Genomic DNA, 21,474 nt, shown 5'->3' with positions numbered 1-21,474 from the left:
GAACCCAAGCGCAGTCATGCCTTACTGGACCGGCGCCATCAGGTAGGCAGCGCGCGAAACCAGCTTGCTCCATAGCGGCCGATTGTGCAGCTCCTCGTAATCGATACGGCGACACGCCGCGAAATCACGCTCGAGCATGCGATGTACCTCGTCGGCAAAGCCCTGGTCGGGAATGTAGGCGGTGATCTCGAAGTTGAGGCGAAAAGAACGATTGTCGAGATTAACCGTGCCTACGGCCGCCGCCACATCATCGATCAGAATCACCTTCTGGTGCATGAAGCCGGGCTGGTAGCGATAGACCTTGATCCCCGCTCGCACCATGTCGGGCAGAAAAGAGAAGGCTGACAGATAGATCAATAGGTGATCGGGATGTTCGGGCATCATGATGCGGACGTCCACCCCACGCATGGCGGCCAGGCGCAGGGCGTCCTGGACGCCCTGATCCGGGACGAAGTAGGGGCTGGTAACCCATAGACGCTCGTTGGCGCTATGAATGGCATGCTGCACCAGAAGGCTAGCGGTTTCCTGCCGGTCAGCCGGCCCAGATGGCACGATGACGATGTTCTGGCATTCGTCGCAGACGACCTGTGGCTCCCAGGCAAGATTGATTACCTCGCCCGTAGCCCAGTGCCAATCTTCCCAGAACGCCTCCTGAAGGCCCAATACGCTGGGGCCGCTCAACTTCAGGTGCGTGTCGCGCCAAGGCCCGTGTCGCGGATGCTGGCCCAGATATTCGACGCCGACATTGAATCCGCCGAGCCAGCCTTCGCCACCGTCCACGACGAGAATTTTACGATGGTTGCGGAAATTGAGCTGGAAGCGGTGCTTGAAGCCTCGTGACGAGCGGAACGGGCTGACCTCAACACCAGCCTCACCAAGCTCGCTCAGATAACCTTCGGCCAGCTTGCGACTACCGATCTCGTCATACAGAAAATAGACCCGCACGCCCCGTCGCACGGCACGCAGCAGGTGCTCCTTGAGCTGCTGCCCGAGGGCATCGTGACGCACGATGAAGAACTGCACCAGCACGTATTCGCAGGCGGCGTCGATACCGGCAAATATACTGTCAAAGGTGGCCTTGCCGTCAATCAACAGCTCTGCATGGTTACCGCTGGTCAGCGGCATCATGGCCAGTCGCTCCACCGCCCTCACGTCATGGTTGCGAGTATCGGCCTGGTAGGGTTCGAGGCGAACGCGGTAGTCGGCAAGTATCCGTCGCAGCACGGTATCCCGCTCGCCACGGGCCGAGACATAGCCGTAGAAGCGCGGCCGCCCGAAGACCCAGTACGCCGGGACCGCAAGATAAGGAATGGTGATAAGGGAGATGATCCAGGCCACGGCTCCCTGAGAGGTACGACTGGAGAGCAGTGCCAGTATCGCAGATAGAAAGCCGAGCAGATGCACCACGAAGATTGCCAGGCCGAACAGCCAGGATGCCATGATCTCTCCCTGAAAAAACAGCATGCTGCAGCATACCCCAGACGATGACGGCCCCGCCAGTTGGCGGGGCCGCTTTCATCGAACGCATTGCCGGTCGCGAGGGAGCGCGCCGGGCTGTTACGCTGAGCCAGCGCATCAAGCGCGCTCGGCGATGATCTCCTTCCACTTCGCGGGGCCGGTCTGGTGCACCGAGGTGCCCTGGCTGTCCACCGCCACGGTGACCGGCATGTCCTCGACCTCGAACTCGTAGATCGCCTCCATGCCCAGGTCGGCGAAGCCCACCACGCGGGATTTCTTGATCGCCTGGGCCACCAGATAGGCGGAGCCTCCCACGGCCATCAGGTAGACCGCCTTGTTGTCGCGAATCGCCTCGATCGCGGCTGGGCCACGCTCGGCCTTGCCCACCATGCCCAGCAGGCCGGTTTCCTCGAGCATCGTGCGCGTGAACTTGTCCATGCGCGTGGCCGTGGTCGGGCCTGCCGGGCCCACCACCTCGTCGCGCACCGGGTCTACCGGGCCGACGTAGTAGATGAAGCGCCCTTTCAGATCGACCGGCAGCTCCTCACCCTTGGCGATCATGTCGACCATGCGCTTGTGGGCGGCATCGCGACCGGTGAGCAGCTTGCCGTTGAGCAGCAGCGTATCGCCCGGCTGCCAGGTCTGCACCTCCTCCGGCGTCACCGTGTCGAGGTTGACGCGCTTGACGTTGTCCCCCGCCTCGCGAGTGATCTCGGGCCAATCCTCGAGCTTCGGCGCCGGCAGAGCCGCCGGCCCGCTGCCGTCCAGCGTGAAATGGGCGTGGCGCGTGGCGGCACAGTTGGGAATGATCGCCACCGGCTTGTTGGCGGCGTGGGTCGGGTAGTCCTTGACCTTGATGTCGAGCACCGTGGTCAAGCCGCCCAGGCCCTGGGCGCCGATACCGCTCTTGTTGACCTTGTCGAACAGCTCCAGGCGCAGCTCCTCGGCGCGGTTGGACGGGCCGCGGGCCTGCAGCTCCTGGATGTCGATGGGGTCGAGCAGCGCTTCCTTGGCAATCTCCATGGCCTTCTCGGCGGTACCGCCGATGCCGATGCCAAGCATGCCGGGCGGACACCAGCCGGCGCCCATCTTGGGCAGCTGCTCGAGCACCCAATCGACCACGTTGTCGGAGGGGTTGAGCATGGCGAACTTGCTCTTTGCCTCGCTACCGCCGCCTTTGGCCGCGACGTGTACTTCGACGGTGTCGCCCGGCACCAGCTTGTGATGGATCACCGCCGGCGTATTGTCGCCAGTATTCTTGCGCGCTCCGTCCGGGTCGGCCAGCACCGACGCGCGCAGCACGTTGTCTGGGTAGTTGTAGGCACGGCGCACACCTTCGTTGATCATGTCGTCGAGGCTCATGTCGGCCTCGAAGCGTACGTTCATGCCAACGTGGACGAACACGGTGACGATACCGGTGTCCTGGCAGATCGGGCGGTGCCCCATGGCGCACATGCGCGAGTTGATCAGGATCTGGGCAATGGCATCCTTGGCCGCCGGGTTCTCCTCCCGCTCGTACGCCGCCGCCATGGCATCGATGAAATCCTTGGGATGGTAGTAGGAGATGTACTGCAGGGCGTCGGCGACGCTCTGGATCAGATCGTCCTGGCGAATCACGGTCATGTGCAAGGAACTCCTCGGCAGTGTCGGCATGCCCGCTCTCTGGGTTCGCGGCGCGAAGCGGCGGGTTCGATCGGGGGCGAATTATACCGTATCGCGACCTGCTCGACAGGTTCATGCCGCCAAGGTCGAACGTACGTCGTTAGTGATAAAGAAAGATAACGGTATAAATACAGACTACCCGGCTTGGCAGCTTGGGCAGCGATACAGCCGGCGCGAGCCGACCATCAACCGTTGGATCGGCGTGCCGCAGGCATGGCAAGGACGTCCGTCACGCTCGAACACGGCGAATCGACACAGCCGCCGGCTCTCGCCCTGCCGCTTGGCGGCGGCCGCCCACTCGGCGCGGTTGGTCACGCCGGCCTGCTCATAAGCCTGTCGGGTCACATCGAGAATGGCCTGCGCCAGCCGTGCCTGCCGCTCGGCGCTCAAGTCCACCATGCGGGCCGCAGGTGGCAGCCCGGCGAAGAACAGGATCTCAGAGCGCAAGTAGTTGCCGATGCCGGCGAAAGGCGCCTGGTCGAGCAGCAGGCCCCCCAGCCGACGACGCGCGAAGCGCGGCTCGGCCAGGCGCGCCAGGGCCTGCTCCGGCGTGACACCGTGAGTCAGCAGATCGGGGCCGAGCCGGGAGAGAAACGGATGCTCGTTGAGCTTCTCGGCCGGCCACAGCGAGACATCCGAAGCACTGTAGAGGCTGGCCGAACGCCCTTCCGCCGTCAGCCGCACGCGCAGCGAGCGTTCGGTATCGGGCTCGCGCTCGGCGTCGTGCAGCTTCCACACGCCGTAGAGCTGGTTGTGGGAATAGAGCACGCGACCGTCGTCGAAGCGCGTGAGCAGTGCCTTGCCCCAGCTGTCTACCGCCGTGACCTCACGACCCACCAGCGAATCCGCCTCGGCGGCAAGCTCAGGAAAGGCGAACCACACCGACTCCAGCCGCCTGCCGGCAAGCTGCTCGTGCAGGCGGTCGGCGGCACGGCGAATCTCAGGGCCTTCGGGCATCGTGACTCCAAGTTAAGAATGCGGGTACGCAGCGTGAGGCGCCGGGAACAGGACATAGAGGGGGACTTTTGCCAGGGGTGAGGAGCATCGCTCCGAACGGGCTGGCCATGGATGGCCAGCCCCGGTCCCGCAAGCGGAGCAGGATGCGAGAGCGAAGCAGGGCAAAAGTAGCGCCCAGGGATGGGTTTACAGCGCCCCCTCGCAGCCCTGTCGACGAAAAGCCTCGAGCAAACAGACTATCCAAGCGCCAACTGCCGCTCCTTTAGCTCATGCAGCCGGTCGCGCAGCCTGGCCGCATCCTCAAACTCCAGGTTCTGGGCCGCCTCGAACATGGCATCCTCGACTCGCGAGACCTCCTTGACCAGGTCGGTCGGCGAGAGCTCGGAGATATCGTAGATCGCTGCGCCTTCGGCTACCTTGCGCTCGCTGCGCCGCCCTTTGCCCTTGCGCCCCGGGGCCTGGGCCGCTTCCATGATGTCGGCCACCGAGCGGGTCACGGTGGTCGGCGTGATGCCGTGTTTCTCATTGTGGGCGATCTGCTTGGCGCGGCGCCGCTCGGTCTCGTCGATGGCGCGGCGCATGGAGTCGGTCACGCGGTCGGCGTAGAGGATCGCCTTGCCGTGGGCATTGCGTGCCGCCCGGCCGATGGTCTGGATCAGCGAGCGCTCGTTGCGCAGGAAGCCCTCCTTGTCGGCATCGAGGATCGCCACCAGCGAGACCTCGGGAATGTCGAGCCCTTCTCGCAGCAGGTTGATGCCCACCAGCACGTCGAACTTGCCCAGGCGCAGGTCGCGGATGATCTCCACCCGCTCCACGGTGTCAATGTCCGAGTGCAGGTAGCGCACCCGCACGTCATGTTCGTCGAGGTATTCGGTGAGATCCTCCGCCATGCGCTTGGTCAGGGTGGTGACCAGCACCCGCTCGCCCACTTCGGTACGCAGTCGAATCTCGGAAAGCAGGTCGTCGACCTGGGTCGAGGCCGGACGCACCTCGATTTCGGGGTCGACCAGACCGGTGGGACGCACCACCTGCTCCACCACCTGGCCGGCGTGCTCAGCCTCGTAGGGCCCCGGAGTGGCCGAGACGAAGATCGTCTGCGGGCAGATGCTTTCCCACTCCTCGAAGGTCATCGGACGGTTGTCCAGCGCCGACGGCAGGCGAAAGCCGTACTCGACGAGTGTCTCCTTGCGCGAGCGGTCGCCCTTGTACATACCGCCGACCTGGGGAACGCTGACGTGGGATTCGTCGATGAACAGCAGCGCATCGTCCGGCAGGTAGTCGAAGAAGGTGGGCGGCGGCTCGCCCGGCGCACGCCCCGAGAGATAGCGTGAGTAGTTTTCGATACCGTTGCAGTAGCCCAGCTCGTTCATCATCTCGAGGTCGTAAAGCGTGCGTTGTTCCAGCCGCTGGGCCTCCACCAGGCGGTCGTTCTTGCGCAGCCACTCCAGGCGTTCGACCAGTTCGGCCTTGATCCGATCGGCGGCCGAGATGATCGTCTCACGCGGCGTCACGTAGTGGCTCTTGGGGTAGATGGTCATGCGCGGCACCTGGCCGCGCACCTCGCCGGTGAGCGGATCGAACAGCCGGATCGAGTCGATCTCGTCATCGAACAGCTCGACCCGCACCGCCTCCTCGTCGGAATCGGCCGGGTAGATGTCGATCACGTCGCCGCGCACCCGGTAGGTGCCGCGCTTGAAGTCCATGTCGTTACGGGTGTACTGCAGCTCCGCCAGGCGGCGCAGGAACGAGCGCTGGTCGATCAGTTCGCCGCGGGTGAAGTGCAAGCGCATCTTGAGGTACTGGTCGGGGTCGCCGAGACCGTAGATGGCCGAGACCGAGACCACGATCAGCGCATCGCGACGTTCGAGCAATGCCTTGGTCGCCGAGAGTCGCATCTGCTCGATGTGGTCGTTGATCGAAGCGTCCTTCTCGATGAAGGTATCCGACGAGGGAACGTAGGCTTCCGGCTGGTAGTAGTCGTAGTAGGAGACGAAGTACTCGATGGCATTATCGGGAAAGAACGACTTGAACTCGCCGTAGAGCTGGGCGGCCAGGGTCTTGTTGGGCGCCATGACGATGGTGGGCCGCTGCAGCCGCTCCACCACGTTGGCCATGGTGAAGGTCTTGCCAGACCCGGTCACGCCGAGCAGCGTCTGATGGGCCAGCCCGGACTCGAGCCCCCGGATCAGGCCTTCTATGGCGGCAGGCTGGTCCCCGGCGGGCTTGAAGTTGGCATTGAGGCGAAACGGCTTGCTCATGGCGGCTCCCGACAGGCCCCAGGCGCCGAAGGGCGCCTGGTAACAACATCCAATGTAGCCGGTATCTCAGCGGTGGCGCAGTATGGCTACGCCCCGAGAATAGCGGCACTGCGCGTGGTGACCTCCACGGTGGCGCTGGTCATGAGGCGATGAATGGGGCACTTGTGGCTGATCTCCTCCAGCCGCTCCCGCTGCTCGGCATCGTCGATGCCATGGAAGGTCATCACCACTTCGAGTCGGTAAACGCCCTTGCGTTCCTCGCTGTCGTCGCGGTTGACCCTGACGCTGATGCCCTCGAGCGGCCACTGCTTCCGCCGGGCGTACATCTGCGCGGTGATCGCCTTGCAGGCGCCGAGCGAAAGGTCGAAGTAGTCGTGCGGGTCTGGTGCGCTCCCCTCGCCGCCGAAGGCCTGGGGCACATCGGCGTAGAGATCCTCGAACCCCTCGATACGGACCCGCTGACGAAAGATGCTGTTGCGCTCGCTGACGATCTCGATGGAATTTTTCATTGTGCGTTCCGCTCGCTACTTTACCTGGATGGGAAGCTTGAGGGCCTGGACGGCACGAATCAGCGCCTCGCGACCGACGCGTCCTTCCACTTCCGCCCCATGGCGCCCCACCTCGGCGCTCTCCACGCCATCCACCATCATCAGGGCCGTGGTGATACGGTTGACCTGATCGGCGTTCTCCACGCCACTGAAACTGAGCGACTGTTGCGGCATGCCTGTCTCCCCGGGCATGGAATGGGAAAGCACGAGTCTAGCATGGCAACCCCGGAGTGGCAGCCGCTTGCATTCTCGCCACCTTGCCCGCATACCATGAGCCATATTCCCCGACGACGACCCGGAGCCAGACTGGCATGAACGATTGGATCACCGCCCTGGGAGGGCGATACCTGAGTGACGAGCGGGTGACGTTCGACACCCCCGAGCCCGCCCGCCAGGCCATGGAGCACACCGTCATCACCCCGCTCGTCCACCTTGGCGTGCTGGATGTCAGCGGCCCTGGTGCCGACAAGTTGCTGCAAGGTCAGGCCAGCGCCCAGGTCGATCTCGCCAACGGCAGCTTCGCCCCGCTGGCCTGCTTCTGCAGCGCCAAGGGTCGCATGCTGGCCAACGCCCAACTGCTGCGCATCGATGCCGAGCGCTATCGCCTGATCCTGCATCGCGACCTGCTCGCGCCGCTGCGCGACCACCTGAAGAAGTTCGCGCCGTTCTACAAGAGCGAACTCGCCATACGCGACGACCTGGCCCTGCTGGGGCTGATCGGCAAGGAGGCCCAGGCGCTGGCGGAGGTACGCTTCGACGTCGCCCCTCCCGCCGTCTGGCACCAGTCGGGTGACGAGAAGGTGCAATTGTTGGCCCACCCGGGGCCACAGCACCGGCTGCTGGCCTGCCTGCCACTGGAGCAGGCCGAAGCGGTCGCCACCCGGCTCAACGAGCAGGCGGCTGCGGTCGGTAACGCCGTCTGGTGCCTGCAGGATATCCAGGCCGGGCTCGCCTGGCTGACGCCGGCCCACCGGGACGCCCTACTGCCGCAGATGATCAACTGGGAGGCGCTGGGTGGCGTCAGCTTCAAGAAGGGCTGCTATACCGGCCAGGAAGTGGTGGCCCGCGCCCACTTCCGCGGTCAGGTGAAGAAGCGCCTGGCCCGCGCCCAGTTGGAAGGAAGCCGGCTGCCCGAGCTGGGCGCCAGCGTGGTCGATGCCAATGGCAAGGCGTCAGGAGAGGTGGTAGCGGCGGAACTCGACGCCTACGGTCAGGCCGAGATCCTTGCCGTGCTCAGCACGCGGGAGGATATCGGGCCGCTCAGTGTCGACGGTCAAGCCGCCAAATTGCTGAAGCTGCCCTACCCGATCGAACGCCTCGACCCGGAGAGCCTGACCCAGGCAAGCGCCTAGGCTATGTCTGAAAACTGTCTGCGCTTGGCCATACGGCGTTAAAAATCAGCTCAAAGTACTCATTTACACCACGTAAACTCCGTCTTTTCGCTGATTTTTGCCTTGTCTGACCTTCGCTCGCCGACTTTTCAGACACAGCCTAGGGCAAGTCCAAGCCGAATACCCGCTGGGCGGTCGCCGTGCTCTGGGCGGCGATCGCCTCGGGCGTTTCGCCACGCAGTTTCGCCACCATTTCACAGACCTGAACGATGCGTACCGGCTCGTTGCGCTGGCCCTGGTAGCCGCACAGCGGCATGTCGGGGCTGTCGGTCTCGAGCACGAAGCCATCCTCGGGCAGACTTTTCACCGCGCGCCACAGGCGCTGGGCGCGCTGGTAGGTGACCGCACCGCCCAGCCCCACCACGAAGCCAAGATCGAGAAACTTCCAGGCCTGGTCCGGCGAGCCGGCAAAAGCGTGAATCAGCCCCCCCGCGGGGAGATCGAGCTCACGCAAGCGTTTCGAGACCTTGTCGTTGGCGTGCACGCAGTGGATCACCACCGGCAACTGGCGCGACTTGGCCAGGCGCAGTTGGGCGCTGAACAGCGCCCACTGGGCGTCCAGGGTCTCCTCGAAGCGCGCGTCGATGCCGCATTCGCCCAGTGCCCGCACCTCGGGGCATTGGTCCAGCATGCGCGCCAACGCCTCGACGTCGTCCTCACCGTGCTCGTGCATGAAATAAGGGTGCAGCCCCAGACTGACGTGCACGTCCTCGCGCTCGCCCAGCGCCAGCACGGAAGGCCAGCGCTGGCGGGTGGTGCCAGGCACCATGAAATGGCCGACCCCGGCCGCCCTGGCACGTGCGAACATCGCCTCGCGGTCTTCGTCGAAAGCCTCGAAATCCAGGTGGCAGTGAGCGTCTATCAACATCCGTGTCGTGCTCCTTTGCGTGAATCATCGCGCTGCCGAGTCACTCCGATTCGGTTTGCGTGGTCGGCAGATGCGAAGTGCAAGCCGGGCAGCGCGTGGCCGGAATGGGGATCTTGCTCAGGCAGAAGGGGCACTCCTTGACGGTGGGTGCAGCCGCCGTTTCGGGGCGATAGGCGAGGTTCTTGAGCCGGTTGATGTTGCGAATCAGCAGGAAGGTGGCAAAGGCCACGATCACGAACGACAACACCGCATTGAGGAACAGTCCATAGTTGAGAGTCACCGCCCCGGCCGCCTGGGCCTGCTCCAGGGTGTGGTAAACCGCGTCGCCGGGAGCGTCGCGCAGTACCAGGAACTGGTTGGTGAAGTTCATCCCTCCCGTCGCCAACCCGATCAACGGAGTGAAGACGTCCTTGACCAGGCTGTTGACGATGGAGGTAAAGGCGGCACCGATGATGATGCCCACCGCCATGTCGACGACGTTGCCCTTGACCGCGAATTCGCGAAACTCCTTCAGCATCTTCGATGCCATGACCGTCTCCCTTCAACCCGTAGGGTGCCCAGCGTGCCGGACGTCAGTGCTCCCGGGTAGCAGCGAAGCGAATCTCCGGCCAACGCTCCTGGGTCATCTGCAGGTTGACCCTGGTGGGAGCAATGTAGGTCAGGTAGCCGCCGCCATCCAGCGCCAGGTTGGCGCTCGCCTTGCTCTTGAACTCCTCGAGCTTCTTGGCATCGTCGCAATAGACCCAGCGCGCGGTTTGCACATTGATCGGCTGGTAGATGCAGTCGACCTTGTACTCCTCCTTGAGCCGATGGGCGACCACGTCGAACTGCAGGGTCCCCACGGCGCCGAGGATCAGGTCGTTGTTGTCTAGCGGCTGGAACAGCTGGGTGGCGCCCTCCTCGGAGAGCTGCTGGAGCCCCTTCTGCAGCGCCTTGAGCTTGAGCGGGTCCTTCAATTGCACACGCTTGAACAGCTCCGGGGCGAAGTGCGGGATGCCGGTGAAGCGCATGTCCTCGCCCATGGTGAAGGTGTCACCGATCTGGATGGTGCCGTGGTTGTGCAGGCCGATGATGTCGCCGGGCCAGGCCTCTTCCACGTGAGCGCGATCGGAGGCCATGAAGGTCAGGGCATCGGCGATCTTGACGTCTTTGCCGATGCGCACATGACGCATCTTCATGTTCTTCTCGTACTTGCCCGAGCAGACCCGCAGGAAAGCGATGCGATCACGGTGCTTGGGATCCATGTTGGCCTGGATCTTGAATACGAAGCCGGTGAAGCGTGAATCGTCGGCCGCGACGCTGCGGGTGTCGGTCTCACGGGGCTGCGGCGGCGGTGCATACTCGACGAAGCCGTCGAGCATCTCACGTACCCCGAAGTTGCCCATGGCGGTGCCGAAGTAGACCGGCGTCAGCTCACCTCGGCGGTAGGCATCGAGATCGAACTCATGAGAGGCGCCACGCACCAGCTCCACCTCCATGCGCAGTTCCTCGGCCGCTTCTGCGCCAAGCACCGCCTCGACCTCGGGGCTGTCCAGGCCCTCGATGCGCTTGTCGTCGGGAATGCGACTGCCCTGACCCTGGGTGTAGAGGTGAATCACGTCGTTGCAGAGGTGATAGACCCCCTTGAAGTGACGCCCCATGCCGATCGGCCAGGTCATCGGCGCACACTGGATGTTGAGTACCGTCTCGACCTCGTCCATCACCTCGATGGGATCGCGAATGTCGCGATCCATCTTGTTGACGAAGGTGAGGATCGGCGTGGTGCGCAGGCGGCATACCTCCATCAGCTTGATGGTACGCGCCTCGACGCCCTTGGCGCCGTCGATCACCATCAGCGCCGAGTCGACGGCGGTCAGGGTGCGATAGGTGTCCTCGGAGAAGTCCTCGTGCCCCGGAGTATCGAGCAGATTGACGATGCGCCCGCCGTAGGGGAACTGCATCACCGAGGTGGTCACCGAGATGCCCCGCTCCTGCTCCATCTTCATCCAGTCGGAGGTGGCGTGGCGGTCGTTGCGCTTGCTCTTCACCGAGCCGGCGAGCTGAATGGCGTTTCCGAACAGCAGCATCTTCTCGGTGATGGTGGTCTTGCCCGCATCGGGGTGCGAGATAATGGCAAAGGTTCTGCGCAGCCCGACTTCCCGGGCCAGATCGGCATCAGACATCAGTCTCGAATTCGTCGTATGGCACCCATGACGGTGCGTGAGTGTGGAATGGCACGCATTCTACGGCTTTGCCTCGCACAGTTGTAGGGCAGCGGCGAGAAAGGACACGACACGCTATCATGTCGGCGGATTCATCGCTGGAGGCTCCATGCCAACCGCCCCGCCCCTGCCACTCTCGACGCCCAGCCGCAACCTGATTCGCCTGACGATCGTGCGCGGCATCACCTGGACCGGCTTCCTGGTGGCGGTCATCGTGGGTATCGAGCTGCTTCACTTCGAGCTGGAGGTGCCCGCCGTCATCGGCGTGATCGTGTGCATGGGTCTGGTCAACCTGTTTACCTGGTGGCGACTCGGCCGCCAATGGGCGGTCAGCCATACCGAATACGTGCTTCATCTGCTCGCCGACATCTTCGGGCTCACGCTGCTATTTTACCTTACCGGTGGTTCCAACAACCCCTTCATCAACTACTACCTGGTACCCGTCACCATCGCCGCCGCCACCCTGCCCTGGCGCTACGCCTGGATCGTCGCCTCTACGGCCATGGGGTCGTACACGCTGTTGATGTGGGATTACCACCCAGTGCCGCAGTTTGCCCACTATCACGAAGGCTTCGGCATCAACCTGCACGTGCTGGGCATGTGGCTCAACTTCGGCCTTTCGGCAGGGCTAGTGACGTTCTTCATCTTCAAGATGGCCCACGCCCTGCGCAGCCGCGAGCAGGCCTTGTCCCAGACCCGCGAATCCGCCTTGCGCAACGAACAGATCGTTGCGGTGGCCACCCAGGCGGCAGGCACCGCCCACGAGCTGGGCACGCCGCTGTCGACGATGGCGGTTCTGCTCACCGAGATGCGCGAGGATGCCCGCGACGACCCGGAGCTGATCGAGGACATCGAGCTGCTGCGTCGCCAGGTCGACGTATGCAAGTCGCGACTGCGACACCTGGTGGAGAGCGCCGATCGGCGGCGCATGGCCGAGCCCGAGGTGCTCGACGCGCGCGACTGGCTGCAGGGCGTCGTGCAGCGCTGGCTGGTGCTGCGGCCAGACGTCAGCTACCGTCTCGAAATCAGCGAACAACGCGGCACACCCTGGCTCAAGGTCGACACCACGCTGGACCAGGCCATTACCAACCTGCTGAACAACGCCGCCGACGCCAATCCGGACGACATCCAGATCCGTCTCGACTGGAGCGCCGAAGAAACGGTGATCGACATCCGCGACCACGGACCCGGCGTCACCCTGGACATTGCCGACCAGTTGGGTGAAACCTTCGTCTCGACCAAGAGCAAAGGGCTGGGCATCGGCTTGTTTCTCACTCATGCCACCATCAACCGCTTCGGCGGTGGCGTGAGACTGTATAATCATCCTGACGGGGGGACGCTGACCGAAGTGATCCTGCCGCACAGTGAGCCCTGAGCGACGAGGACACCATGCAAGACGCCGAAACACGCCTGCTGATCGTCGACGACGACGAAATGTTCTGCCACGTACTCTCCCGCGCCCTGGGCCGGCGCGGCTATGAGGTGCTGGTGGCCAACGATGCCGAGCAGGCACTCGCGCTGGCCCGCCGCCACCGCCCCGAGCTGGCCACCCTCGACCTCAAGCTGGAGCACAGCTCGGGCCTGAAGCTGTTGCCGGAGCTGCTCGAGGTGGTGCCGAACTGCCGTATCGTGGTGCTGACCGGCTACTCCAGCATCGCCACCGCGGTGGAAGCAATCAAGCTGGGTGCGGTCAACTACCTGTGCAAGCCCGCCGATGCCGACGAGATCCTCGTCGCCCTGGGGCGCGAAGAGGGCGACCCGGAAGCCGAGGTGGCCGACAACCCGCCCTCGATCAATCGCGTCGCCTGGGAGCATATCCAGAAGGTGCTGCAGGAGCACGACGGCAATATCTCCGCCACCGCCCGCGCCCTGGGGATGCACCGCCGCACCCTGCAGCGCAAGCTGCAGAAGCGCCCGGTGCGGCGCTGACTTTCCAACGTGGCGAGGTTTCGGCTGTCAGGTTGGAGGTTGACGTCGCGGCTTTCCGGGCGACAGGTCTGCGCGGAGGCGCTGTAAACCCATCCTTGGGCGCTACTTTTTCCTTCCCTGGAAAAAGACCTCCGCTTCGACCTGTGCCCGGTGTCGCTCGCGTGAGTAGCAATTTCCGCAGCGCTTACTGAGCCGTCCAGCCCAAGTCTATATTCCAGCTCGAGCCGCTCACCGCGCCTGCCGCGTCCGAGGCCAGATAGGCTACGAGCCCGGAGACCTCCTCGGGGTCGATCAGGCGCTTGACCGCGGCGTTCTTGAGCATGATCTGCTCCACCACGTCCTGCTCGTTCATGTTGTGCAGCCTGGCCTGGTCGGCAATCTGGTTCTCTACCAGTGGCGTCTTGACGTAGGCCGGGCAGATGGCATTGGCGGTGATCCCCTGTGGGCCGCCTTCCAGCGCCGCTGTCTTGGTCAGTCCGATCAGGCCGTGCTTGGCACTGATGTAGGCGGACTTGCCCGGCGAGGCGACCTGAGCGTGCACCGAGGCGATATTGACGATCCGCCCCCAGCCATTCTGGCGCATCGAGGGCCATGCCGCCTGGGTCAGCAGGAAGGGCGCCGTCAGCATCAGGTCGATGATCTGCCGCCACTTGGTTTCGGGGAAGTCCTCGATCGGCGAGACATGCTGGATGCCGGCGTTGTTGACCAGGATATCGACCTGCCCGAAGCGTTTGATCGCCTCCGCCACGGCCCCTTTGCAGGCCTCGCCGTCGGTGAGATCGGCCTGGTAGAACGCCGCCCCGGCGGCGTCGGCCTTCTCCTTGGCCTGCTCGTTGAAATCGACGGCCAGGACCTGATGGCCGAGTTCACGGAACTGGCGCACTACCGCCTCGCCGATGCCGCTGGCGGTTCCCGTTACCAGGGCGACGCGTGGCACGGGGGTCGTTGCATGGGGCATGGGTTAATCCTTATCCACGACGTTGAAATGACGAATCCTCAGCATAGGCCCGAGGCAGTGAACAAGGCCAGCCAAGGCATGGCCTCAACTGGCATCATCGGGCTGCATGACACGGTCCATCAAACGCTGAGCCAGACGGCTACCCTCTTCGCGCGTCTCCAGGTCGGACAGGTCGTCGAGCAGCTCGCAGCGCCATAGCCATATGCCATCGTCCAGCGTCTCAGCGACGAAGGGGTAGCGCCCCGAAGGCAGCGCGAACGCCCGACGCTCGCCTTCGACCGGTGAAGCGGCGCTGGCAAAGAGTGGAAACAGCACGAGGGATAGCGAGACGGGACTGACCAGGGCGCCGACCAGATAGTCGCTCGCCGTCGACGTCACGCCAGCATCCGGAAAGACCTGGAAACACAACGCATCGACATCGAGCTGCGAATTGCGCCCCGGGGTTGCTTCAAGCGCAGCGCCATGCCGTCGCTTCCAGGCCTGAGCCATCTCGTTCAGGCGCCGATACTGCTCGGGCGTCGGGGCCAGCATGTCACACTCCTCTTGTACAATGGGCGCTGAAGGACACGAGGTCCCGTTCGGCAGGACGCCTTACGGCTGCTATTCTGGCAGCTTCATGCGCGACGAGGAATGCCCATGCTCCCCCAGCAACGTTTAGAGCTGGCCGTCTCCATCGCCCAGGAGGCCGGCGAGCGAATAGTGGCGGCCAGACAGAGCCAGAGTTTCAACCAGCAACTCAAGAACGGCCAGGAACTGGTTACCGACGTCGACGTGGCAGTCGACACGCTTATCAGTGAGCGTCTCGACGCCAGCCTGCCTGGCGAGCAACGGCTCAGCGAAGAGCTCGCCCCAGACCGTGAAGTGATGCGCACGGCGGAAGCGCTCTGGGTCATCGATCCCATCGACGGCACCGTCAACTTCGCGCATGGTCTGTATCATGTGGCCGTCTCCATTGCCTGGGTCAGCGAGGGCAAGACCCGTCTGGGCGTGGTACACGCCCCCTTTCTCGGCGAGACCTATACCGCCCTCTATGGCCAGGGGGCCTGGCGCAACGGCAAGCCGATCCATGCCAGCCGCACCACCAGCCTGCAGCGCTGTCTGGTCGGCACCGGTTTTCCCTACCGTCGTGACAGCCGTCCACCCTTGATGCGCCGGCTGATGGCGGTACTGGAACACTGCCAGGACGTACGCCGCAACGGCTCGGCCGCTCTCGACCTGTGCGATGTAGCCTGTGGTCGACTCGACGCCTACTACGAAAGCGTGTCGCCCTGGGACTTCGCCGCCGGCGTACTGATCGCCCGCGAGGCCGGCGCCCGTCACGGACACCTCTACCCCTGCCCCAAGGGCATCCCCGAAGACCTTTACGGCGAGAACCTGCTGGTCTGCGCACCTGAAATCCATGCCGAGCTGGGCGATCTGCTACGTGCAGCCGACGCCAACGAACTCAGGACATACTAGGGTTCTCGCCCAGCGGTCACGACGATAGGGCTCCCCAATCGGGCCACTAGCAGCGTGCTATTGGCCCAAGGCTCTCTCATCCTTCACAATGGGGCTCAGGAAAACCTTCAGGAGAGTTACATTATGTTCGTGGTCATCTTCGGTCGTCCCGGCTGCCCCTTCTGCGTTCGCGCCCAGCAGCTCGCCAAGAGCCTGGAAAGTGCCAACGCGATCGAGGGCCACCGCTACGTGGACATCTGGGCCGAGGGTATCAGCAAGGCCGACCTGGAGAAGACCATCGGCAAGCCGGTTTCGACCGTGCCGCAAATCTTCATTGACCAACAGCATGTCGGCGGCTTCACCGAATTCGACCAGTACGTTCGCGACAATGCCCTGATGGCATGATGCCCCGGGCCGGGGCGCTGCCTTCGACCCCGGCCTTGCGTTCATTTCCCGTTTAACGTTCTTCCCGCGTTGAAAGCCGTTGCTGTCCAGCCCCTATACTGAGGTCTAATGCGCACGCGCATCAGGACATAAGGAACGGCACGATGCAAAGGGAAGAATTTCTCCAGCAGCTCTGGCTCGACTACATCCATCAACATCCGGATGTGGGGATGCTGCGCCTGTGGCCGATGGATGCGCCGGTCGAGTACCTGACGCTGCTTACCCTCAATCAGCCTCCGTTCGCCGCCGAGGATCTGCAGCCCACGCTCGGCCATCTCGGCTATCGCCCCGTGCATCGTTATGCCATGGCCGATCGTGGGCTGCTGGTCACTCTGCTGGCACCTCCCGACAACGGCACCTGGCTGGTGCTGGCGGAGCTACAGCTAAGTAGCCTTTCGCGCCAGCCACGCGATGCACTTGCCGAGCTGGTGAGCCGCGCCCACCCCAAGGATACGCGGGGCAAGAATTTGCTGAGCCGCGGCCGTCCCTGGCCCATGCCCAGTTGGCCCCTGTATCGTACGCTGTACGACGCCCACCCCCTGGCTGCCTGGTTTGCCACCATGGGGCCGAGCGTGCACCACGCTGGCTTCGACTGTGCACGCCTCGGCAGCAGTTTCAAAGCACTCGATGCCGCCCTGTCCGCAGCCGGTCTCGCAGGCAGCGAAGACCGCTACCATGGCATTTTTCCCGTATCGCCACTGCTCCAGTATCGCTTTTACCCCACCTGCTCGCAGCGCCTTGCCTTCGCCGAGGGCGACGAGCACCGTGTCTGCCTGGGCGGCCTGGCCCTGCTGCAGAAGCGCTTGAGCAGTGACCACGAGCGCACGGTGGAGTTGCTCCTGCCGCACCACACACGTTGCGAGCTCACCTGAACCCGGGCGAAGCGTTATCCACAGAAACTGTGGATAACGCTGTGCAAGACGTCGTAACAAGCCCCGGCGACCTTGGAACGACGCCTCTTTTCGGTGCTGATCATAAAAGCATCACATAGAGAAACGTAAAGGCCCGGGCATTAGCCCGGGCCTTTTGCAGTGGCGCCGCCCCTTATCAGTCGAAGGTCATTTCCGGCACGTGGTCGGGCACGATCAGCTTGCCGGCAGTCTTCTCGACGATTTCCTCGACGCTGACCCCCGGGGCGCGCTCCTTGAGGATGAAGGCACCGTTCTCGATTTCCAGATAGGCCAGATCGGTGAGCACGCGATTGATGCAGCCGGCACCGGTCAGCGGCAGGGTGCATTTTTCGAGCAGCTTGGATTCGCCATGCTTGGAGGCATGGGTCATGGTACAGATGATGTTCTCGGCACCGGCCACCAGGTCCATGGCTCCCCCCATGCCCTTGATCAGCTTGCCGGGCACCATCCACGAGGCGATGTTGCCCTCCTGATCGACCTCGAAGGCGCCGAGCACGGTGAGGTCGACATGACCGCCACGGATCATGGCGAAGGATTCGGCCGAATGGAAGATGGCCGCACCGGGCCGGGCCGTCACGGTCTGCTTGCCGGCGTTGATCATGTCCGGGTCGACCTCATCCTCGGTGGGGAAACGCCCCATGCCGAGCAAGCCGTTCTCCGATTGGAGCATCACGTCGATCCCCTCGGGGACGTAGTTGGCCACCAGGGTCGGGATACCGATACCCAGGTTGACGTAGAAGCCGTCCTTCAATTCCTGCGCCACGCGCTGTGCCATCTGTTCGCGAGTCAGTGCCATCTTGTTTGCCTCTTGTGTTCGGTGGAGAAGCGGTTCATCGATGCCGGCCATGAGCCGGCGCAACAACGGGAGAGGAGCTCAGCCCTCGCGTACGGTGCGCTTCTCGATACGCTTCTCGAAGGTGCCCTGGATGATGCGATCGACATAGATGCCCGGCGTATGGATCTGGTCGGGGCGCAACTCGCCCGGCTCGACGATCTCCTCGACCTCCACCACGGTGACCTTGCCGCAGGTCGCGGCCAGCGGGTTGAAGTTCTGCGCCGTGTCACGGTAGACCACGTTGCCGTAGCGATCGGCCTTCCAGCCTTTGACGATGGCGAAATCGGCGTGGAACGCCTCCTCGAGGATGTAGTGACGCCCGTTGAACTCGCGAACCTCCTTGCCTTCGCCGATCGGCGTGCCATAGCCCGTAGCCGTGTAGAAAGCCGGGATACCTGCCCCGCCGGCGCGCATCTTTTCGGCCAGGGTCCCCTGCGGTGTCAGGATCACTTCGATCTCTTCGTTGAGCATCTGCTGCTCGAACAGGGCATTTTCCCCCACGTAGGAGGCGTAGAAGCGCTTGATCTGCTTGTCTTCGAGTAGCAGTCCCAGACCAAACCCATCGACGCCGCAGTTGTTGGAGATGACGGTGAGATCCTTGACGCCACGACGCTTGATCTCGGCGATCAAGTTTTCGGGTATGCCGCACAGGCCAAAGCCCCCGGCAACGACGGTCATGCCGCTCTCGATGCCAGCCATTGCCTCTTCGTAGGAGTACACGCGCTTGTCGAATCCGGACATCGCAAAGCCTCGTCTTGTTGTGAAGTGGGTAAATTGACGGTAGCAGACAGTGTTGACCTACCCCATATATTTGTTAAGTTTGTTTTTTTTATGAATTGATATGAATGACTTATAAAACGAGCCAACCGACATGACCGTCAAGCAGTTGCGTGCCTTCATTGCCGTAGCCCAGACCTTGAGCTTCACCCAGGCCTGCGAGCGACTGCATCTCTCCCAGCCGGCGCTGAGTCTGGCCATCAAGGGCCTGGAAGAGACCCTGGGCGGCCCGCTGCTGATTCGCAGCACGCGCAGCGTGCGCCTCACCCCCGAGGGCGAGACCCTGCTGCCACTGGCCAAGCGCCTACTGGCCGACTGGGACAACACCGAGGAACTGCTGCGCCAGCGCTTTACCCTGCAGCTCGGTCGCGTGGCCCTGGCGGCGATGCCATCGGTCGCCTGCAATCGACTGCCTAGTGCCCTGCGCCGCTTTCGCGAACGCTTTCCGCGGGTCAACGTGACGGTGCACGACGTGATCAACGAGGAAGTGATCGACATGGTGCGCCGCCAGCAGGTCGAACTCGGTATCGCCTTCGAACCGGAAACCCGTGAGGGCATCGATTTCCTGCCGCTGTTTGACGACACCTTCGTCGCCGTCCTGCCGCCGGATTCCCCCTCTGCGACGTTCGACTCGATCGACTGGAAGACGCTGCTCGCGCACGACTTCATTACCCTGCAACGCCCTTCCATGGTGCGCATCCTGCTGGAGCAGGCACTGGCTCGACGGCATGCCGAGCTGCCGGTCGCCTTCGAGAGCCACCAGCTCGCCACGGTCGGCCGCATGGTGGCAAGCGGCCTGGGCGTCAGTGCCGTGCCCACGCTGTGTCGCGAGCAGATGCATGAGCTCGGCGCCCGCTGCGTACCGCTCTACGAGCCGCAGATATGCCGCACCGTAGGCGTAGTGGTGAGTGCCGGACAGGAACTCTCGATCGCAGCACGTGCGCTCTTCGAAGTGCTACAGACGACACTGTGCGAGCCTTCCTAGTGAACCAGGTGCTGGGCAGCCTGAGCCTGATCCATTAGCATGTGCGGCTATTCGTCGATAAGTGTCATGACGCAACTCGAGGAGTCAGGAATGTCGACCCTGAAAGGGCTCGTCAGCGTACTGCTACTAGTGATCACCACCCTATTCTGGTCGGTCCCCCTGATTCTTCTTACGCTGCTCAAGCTGATAACACCGACACGTCCCTTGCGGTTGATCGTACTGCGCGGTCTCAATGGCGTGGCGCTGAACTGGATTGGCGCCAACCTGTGGTGGATGCGCCACTGGCTGAAGCCTCAGCTAAGCGTGAGCCTGCCCGAAGGGCTGTCGCCCGAACAGCGCTGGCTGGTAATCTCCAACCACCGTAGCTGGACCGACATCTTCATGCTGCTCATGGTCCTGCACCGGCGCATTCCAATGCCGCGCTTCTTCCTCAAGCAGCAGCTTATCTGGATCCCCATCGTCGGACTCGCCTGGTGGGCGCTCGAGTACCCTTTCATGCGCCGCTACAGCCGCGAGCAGATCGAGCGCAACCCACGCCTTGCGCACATCGACCGCCAGGAGACAGAGCGCCTGTGCGAGCGTGCCCGCGAGATGCCGCTGGCCATCTTCAACTTCGTTGAAGGCACACGATTTACCCCGGCCAAGCGCGCTGCGCAGAATAGTCCCTTTCGCCATCTGCTACGGCCCAAGGCCGGCGGTGTCGCTCAGGTACTGAGCCTGCTCGGTGAGCAGCTCGACGGTATCCTCGATGTCACCCTGCATTATGCCAACCCCGATCCGACTTTCTGGGGTTTCTTGTGCGGACGCGAAGGACCGATAACGCTCGAAGCCCGCCGTATCGAGGTACCTGGCTGGATGCTCGACAGTCGCTACCACGACGACCCGCACTACAAGGAACGCTTCCACTCATGGCTCAACGCCCTGTGGCAGGAAAAAGACCAGGCGCTCGAATCGCGCTGACATTGCTATACGTGCTGACGTTGCTCGCACTCGCCGGCTGCGCCGCGCCCGGCGGCGAGGTCCAGCGCAGCGGCGACCCCGGCATCGCCGGTAATTGGGTCGTGATACAGCGCGGCGACACGCTCGGCAGCATCGCGGCACGCGCTGACGTGCCGCTGGCCCGTTTGCAACGCTTCAATCCCGATGCCAACCCCAACCGTCTGGCGGTCGGCCAACGGCTCCTGGTCCCGACACAGCAGGAGCGGGCTCCTTCCGGCGGCCCCTACCGTTACCAGATACGACCCGGCGATACGTTCTCGGCGATCGCGCGGCGCTTCGGCACCACGCCGGCGCGCATTCAATCGGCCAACCGCGGAGTCGAGCCGACGCGCCTGCGCGTCGGACAGATCGTTCAGGTGCCGCTGCGCGGCTCGACCGCGACCGCCGCCTCGCCTACTGCCAGCCATCGCTCCGGCACCGGCTCAGCCAGCGCCCCGGCGCGCCCCAGCAATGCGCCTTCCACTGCAGTACCGAACTCGGCACGCAACTGGCCTTGGCCCCTGGAGGATTATCGCATCGTCCGTGCCTATGGCACCGACAGCCGCGGCACGCTGCAGCCCATGCTGCTAGCTACCAGCCGCGGTGCTCGAGCCAAGGCGGTCGCTGACGGTGACGTTCGTTTCGCCGGCAGCATGCGTCAGCTAGGTCGCGTGGTGATCGTGCACCATGCCGACAATCTGCAGAGCGTCTATGCGCTGTGCGACACGCTGCTGGTGGATGACGGAGCACATGTCAGCCGCGGCACGCCGTTGTGTGAAGTCGGTTTCAGCAATGCCACGGAACGCTTCGACCTGCTGTTCGACATGCGCCTTGGCGGCAAGCCAATCGACCCACGCCGGGTACTGCGCTAGCGCGA

The 21,474-nt window shown here is 63.6% G+C and carries 22 protein-coding genes; 9 read left to right on the top strand and 13 right to left on the bottom strand.

Annotated features, from left to right (window positions below; translation table 11 throughout):
• Positions 1-21: 21 nt before the first annotated feature.
• The 6 genes from cls to HNO53_RS09960 form a co-directional block, all read right to left on the bottom strand.
• Entirely contained in the window at positions 22-1,440 is a 1,419-nt protein-coding gene (gene cls, locus HNO53_RS09985; RefSeq protein ID WP_209478250.1) for a cardiolipin synthase, read from the bottom strand.
• Positions 1,441-1,575: 135 nt separating this feature from the next.
• A complete protein-coding gene (locus HNO53_RS09980; protein ID WP_209478248.1) occupies positions 1,576-3,081 on the bottom strand; it encodes a fumarate hydratase in 1,506 nt (501 codons plus the stop codon).
• A 174-nt stretch (positions 3,082-3,255) separates the two neighbouring features.
• On the bottom strand, positions 3,256-4,077 hold the full coding sequence (nei, locus tag HNO53_RS09975) for an endonuclease VIII (protein WP_209478246.1): 822 nt from the start codon (positions 4,075-4,077) through the stop codon (positions 3,256-3,258).
• A 236-nt stretch (positions 4,078-4,313) separates the two neighbouring features.
• On the bottom strand, positions 4,314-6,335 hold the full coding sequence (gene uvrB, locus HNO53_RS09970; protein WP_209478245.1) for an excinuclease ABC subunit UvrB: 2,022 nt from the start codon (positions 6,333-6,335) through the stop codon (positions 4,314-4,316).
• 86 nt (positions 6,336-6,421) lie between these two features.
• On the bottom strand, positions 6,422-6,844 hold the full coding sequence (locus HNO53_RS09965; RefSeq protein WP_209478244.1) for an OsmC family protein: 423 nt from the start codon (positions 6,842-6,844) through the stop codon (positions 6,422-6,424).
• A 15-nt stretch (positions 6,845-6,859) separates the two neighbouring features.
• The gene (locus tag HNO53_RS09960) at positions 6,860-7,057 is read right to left on the bottom strand and encodes a hypothetical protein (protein WP_209478242.1); all 198 of its coding nucleotides are present in this window, start codon (positions 7,055-7,057) and stop codon (positions 6,860-6,862) included.
• Positions 7,058-7,194: 137 nt separating this feature from the next.
• Between HNO53_RS09960 and ygfZ the strand changes: the two genes are divergently transcribed.
• Positions 7,195-8,235 (top strand): CAF17-like 4Fe-4S cluster assembly/insertion protein YgfZ, encoded by a 1,041-nt coding sequence (gene ygfZ / locus HNO53_RS09955; RefSeq protein WP_209478241.1) that lies wholly within the window; start codon positions 7,195-7,197, stop codon positions 8,233-8,235.
• 139 nt (positions 8,236-8,374) lie between these two features.
• Here the strand turns inward: ygfZ and HNO53_RS09950 are convergent, their stop codons facing one another.
• The 3 genes from HNO53_RS09950 to HNO53_RS09940 are packed head-to-tail and all read right to left on the bottom strand — an operon-like array spanning position 8,375 to position 11,304.
• Positions 8,375-9,142, bottom strand: a complete 768-nt coding sequence (locus HNO53_RS09950) for a TatD family hydrolase (RefSeq protein ID WP_209478240.1) — start codon at positions 9,140-9,142, stop codon at positions 8,375-8,377.
• Positions 9,143-9,182: 40 nt separating this feature from the next.
• Positions 9,183-9,671, bottom strand: a complete 489-nt coding sequence (gene mscL, locus HNO53_RS09945) for a large conductance mechanosensitive channel protein MscL (RefSeq protein WP_209478239.1) — start codon at positions 9,669-9,671, stop codon at positions 9,183-9,185.
• Between the two features lie 43 nt (positions 9,672-9,714).
• On the bottom strand, positions 9,715-11,304 hold the full coding sequence (locus tag HNO53_RS09940) for a peptide chain release factor 3 (protein ID WP_209478238.1): 1,590 nt from the start codon (positions 11,302-11,304) through the stop codon (positions 9,715-9,717).
• Positions 11,305-11,452: 148 nt separating this feature from the next.
• On the opposite strand from HNO53_RS09940, the gene HNO53_RS09935 reads away from it, so the two are divergent.
• Both HNO53_RS09935 and HNO53_RS09930 read left to right on the top strand, forming a co-directional pair.
• Entirely contained in the window at positions 11,453-12,718 is a 1,266-nt protein-coding gene (locus tag HNO53_RS09935) for an ATP-binding protein (RefSeq protein ID WP_209478237.1), read from the top strand.
• 14 nt (positions 12,719-12,732) lie between these two features.
• Positions 12,733-13,272: a response regulator transcription factor gene (locus HNO53_RS09930; protein ID WP_209478236.1), complete on the top strand. Its 540-nt coding sequence runs from the start codon at positions 12,733-12,735 to the stop codon at positions 13,270-13,272.
• A gap of 184 nt (positions 13,273-13,456) precedes the next feature.
• Here HNO53_RS09930 and HNO53_RS09925 read toward each other — a convergent pair whose 3' ends face one another.
• Positions 13,457-14,230: a 3-hydroxybutyrate dehydrogenase gene (locus tag HNO53_RS09925; RefSeq protein WP_209478235.1), complete on the bottom strand. Its 774-nt coding sequence runs from the start codon at positions 14,228-14,230 to the stop codon at positions 13,457-13,459.
• An 84-nt stretch (positions 14,231-14,314) separates the two neighbouring features.
• Positions 14,315-14,761, bottom strand: coding sequence for a [NiFe]-hydrogenase assembly chaperone HybE (gene hybE, locus HNO53_RS09920; RefSeq protein WP_209478234.1), 447 nt, complete (start codon positions 14,759-14,761; stop codon positions 14,315-14,317).
• Positions 14,762-14,866: 105 nt separating this feature from the next.
• Here hybE and HNO53_RS09915 point away from each other — a divergent pair, with 105 nt between their 5' ends.
• From HNO53_RS09915 to HNO53_RS09905, 3 genes are all read left to right on the top strand, one after another.
• Entirely contained in the window at positions 14,867-15,688 is an 822-nt protein-coding gene (locus tag HNO53_RS09915) for an inositol monophosphatase family protein (protein ID WP_209478233.1), read from the top strand.
• A 123-nt stretch (positions 15,689-15,811) separates the two neighbouring features.
• Positions 15,812-16,072 (top strand): GrxA family glutaredoxin, encoded by a 261-nt coding sequence (locus HNO53_RS09910; RefSeq protein ID WP_209478232.1) that lies wholly within the window; start codon positions 15,812-15,814, stop codon positions 16,070-16,072.
• 143 nt (positions 16,073-16,215) lie between these two features.
• Entirely contained in the window at positions 16,216-16,983 is a 768-nt protein-coding gene (locus tag HNO53_RS09905; protein WP_209478230.1) for a VOC family protein, read from the top strand.
• Between the two features lie 175 nt (positions 16,984-17,158).
• On the opposite strand, the gene HNO53_RS09900 is transcribed toward HNO53_RS09905, so the two are convergent.
• Together HNO53_RS09900 and HNO53_RS09895 are read right to left on the bottom strand one after the other, a co-directional pair.
• Positions 17,159-17,818: a CoA transferase subunit B gene (locus HNO53_RS09900; RefSeq protein WP_209478228.1), complete on the bottom strand. Its 660-nt coding sequence runs from the start codon at positions 17,816-17,818 to the stop codon at positions 17,159-17,161.
• Between the two features lie 78 nt (positions 17,819-17,896).
• Positions 17,897-18,598 (bottom strand): CoA transferase subunit A, encoded by a 702-nt coding sequence (locus tag HNO53_RS09895; RefSeq protein ID WP_209478227.1) that lies wholly within the window; start codon positions 18,596-18,598, stop codon positions 17,897-17,899.
• Between the two features lie 130 nt (positions 18,599-18,728).
• Here HNO53_RS09895 and HNO53_RS09890 point away from each other — a divergent pair, with 130 nt between their 5' ends.
• The 3 genes from HNO53_RS09890 to HNO53_RS09880 all read left to right on the top strand — a co-directional run bounded on the left by HNO53_RS09890 (position 18,729) and on the right by HNO53_RS09880 (position 21,469).
• Entirely contained in the window at positions 18,729-19,619 is an 891-nt protein-coding gene (locus tag HNO53_RS09890; protein ID WP_209478226.1) for a LysR family transcriptional regulator, read from the top strand.
• Positions 19,620-19,709: 90 nt separating this feature from the next.
• Entirely contained in the window at positions 19,710-20,579 is an 870-nt protein-coding gene (locus HNO53_RS09885; protein ID WP_209478225.1) for an acyltransferase, read from the top strand.
• Positions 20,528-21,469: a M23 family metallopeptidase gene (locus HNO53_RS09880; protein WP_209478224.1), complete on the top strand. Its 942-nt coding sequence runs from the start codon at positions 20,528-20,530 to the stop codon at positions 21,467-21,469. The genes HNO53_RS09885 and HNO53_RS09880 overlap by 52 nt, the downstream gene beginning before the upstream one ends.
• Positions 21,470-21,474 lie beyond the last annotated feature (5 nt).

This window comes from Billgrantia antri (assembly GCF_017868935.1).
GTDB lineage: Bacteria > Pseudomonadota > Gammaproteobacteria > Pseudomonadales > Halomonadaceae > Halomonas > Halomonas antri.
Note: the sequence above shows the minus strand (reverse complement) of the source record. Positions and strands in the feature narration are given on the sequence as shown.

Bases quoted from the DNA above. Each gene is read 5' to 3' on its own strand.
- cls (WP_209478250.1), bottom strand. From the start codon at position 1,440: ATGGCATCCTGGCTGTTCGGCCTGGCAATCTTCGTGGTGCATCTGCTC.
- HNO53_RS09980 (WP_209478248.1), bottom strand. From the start codon at position 3,081: ATGACCGTGATTCGCCAGGACGATCTGATCCAGAGCGTCGCCGACGCC.
- nei (WP_209478246.1), bottom strand. From the start codon at position 4,077: ATGCCCGAAGGCCCTGAGATTCGCCGTGCCGCCGACCGCCTGCACGAG.
- uvrB (WP_209478245.1), bottom strand. From the start codon at position 6,335: ATGAGCAAGCCGTTTCGCCTCAATGCCAACTTCAAGCCCGCCGGGGAC.
- HNO53_RS09965 (WP_209478244.1), bottom strand. From the start codon at position 6,844: ATGAAAAATTCCATCGAGATCGTCAGCGAGCGCAACAGCATCTTTCGT.
- HNO53_RS09960 (WP_209478242.1), bottom strand. From the start codon at position 7,057: ATGCCGCAACAGTCGCTCAGTTTCAGTGGCGTGGAGAACGCCGATCAG.
- ygfZ (WP_209478241.1), top strand. From the start codon at position 7,195: ATGAACGATTGGATCACCGCCCTGGGAGGGCGATACCTGAGTGACGAG.
- HNO53_RS09950 (WP_209478240.1), bottom strand. From the start codon at position 9,142: ATGTTGATAGACGCTCACTGCCACCTGGATTTCGAGGCTTTCGACGAA.
- mscL (WP_209478239.1), bottom strand. From the start codon at position 9,671: ATGGCATCGAAGATGCTGAAGGAGTTTCGCGAATTCGCGGTCAAGGGC.
- HNO53_RS09940 (WP_209478238.1), bottom strand. From the start codon at position 11,304: ATGTCTGATGCCGATCTGGCCCGGGAAGTCGGGCTGCGCAGAACCTTT.
- HNO53_RS09935 (WP_209478237.1), top strand. From the start codon at position 11,453: ATGCCAACCGCCCCGCCCCTGCCACTCTCGACGCCCAGCCGCAACCTG.
- HNO53_RS09930 (WP_209478236.1), top strand. From the start codon at position 12,733: ATGCAAGACGCCGAAACACGCCTGCTGATCGTCGACGACGACGAAATG.
- HNO53_RS09925 (WP_209478235.1), bottom strand. From the start codon at position 14,230: ATGCCCCATGCAACGACCCCCGTGCCACGCGTCGCCCTGGTAACGGGA.
- hybE (WP_209478234.1), bottom strand. From the start codon at position 14,761: ATGCTGGCCCCGACGCCCGAGCAGTATCGGCGCCTGAACGAGATGGCT.
- HNO53_RS09915 (WP_209478233.1), top strand. From the start codon at position 14,867: ATGCTCCCCCAGCAACGTTTAGAGCTGGCCGTCTCCATCGCCCAGGAG.
- HNO53_RS09910 (WP_209478232.1), top strand. From the start codon at position 15,812: ATGTTCGTGGTCATCTTCGGTCGTCCCGGCTGCCCCTTCTGCGTTCGC.
- HNO53_RS09905 (WP_209478230.1), top strand. From the start codon at position 16,216: ATGCAAAGGGAAGAATTTCTCCAGCAGCTCTGGCTCGACTACATCCAT.
- HNO53_RS09900 (WP_209478228.1), bottom strand. From the start codon at position 17,818: ATGGCACTGACTCGCGAACAGATGGCACAGCGCGTGGCGCAGGAATTG.
- HNO53_RS09895 (WP_209478227.1), bottom strand. From the start codon at position 18,598: ATGTCCGGATTCGACAAGCGCGTGTACTCCTACGAAGAGGCAATGGCT.
- HNO53_RS09890 (WP_209478226.1), top strand. From the start codon at position 18,729: ATGACCGTCAAGCAGTTGCGTGCCTTCATTGCCGTAGCCCAGACCTTG.
- HNO53_RS09885 (WP_209478225.1), top strand. From the start codon at position 19,710: ATGTCGACCCTGAAAGGGCTCGTCAGCGTACTGCTACTAGTGATCACC.
- HNO53_RS09880 (WP_209478224.1), top strand. From the start codon at position 20,528: ATGGCTCAACGCCCTGTGGCAGGAAAAAGACCAGGCGCTCGAATCGCG.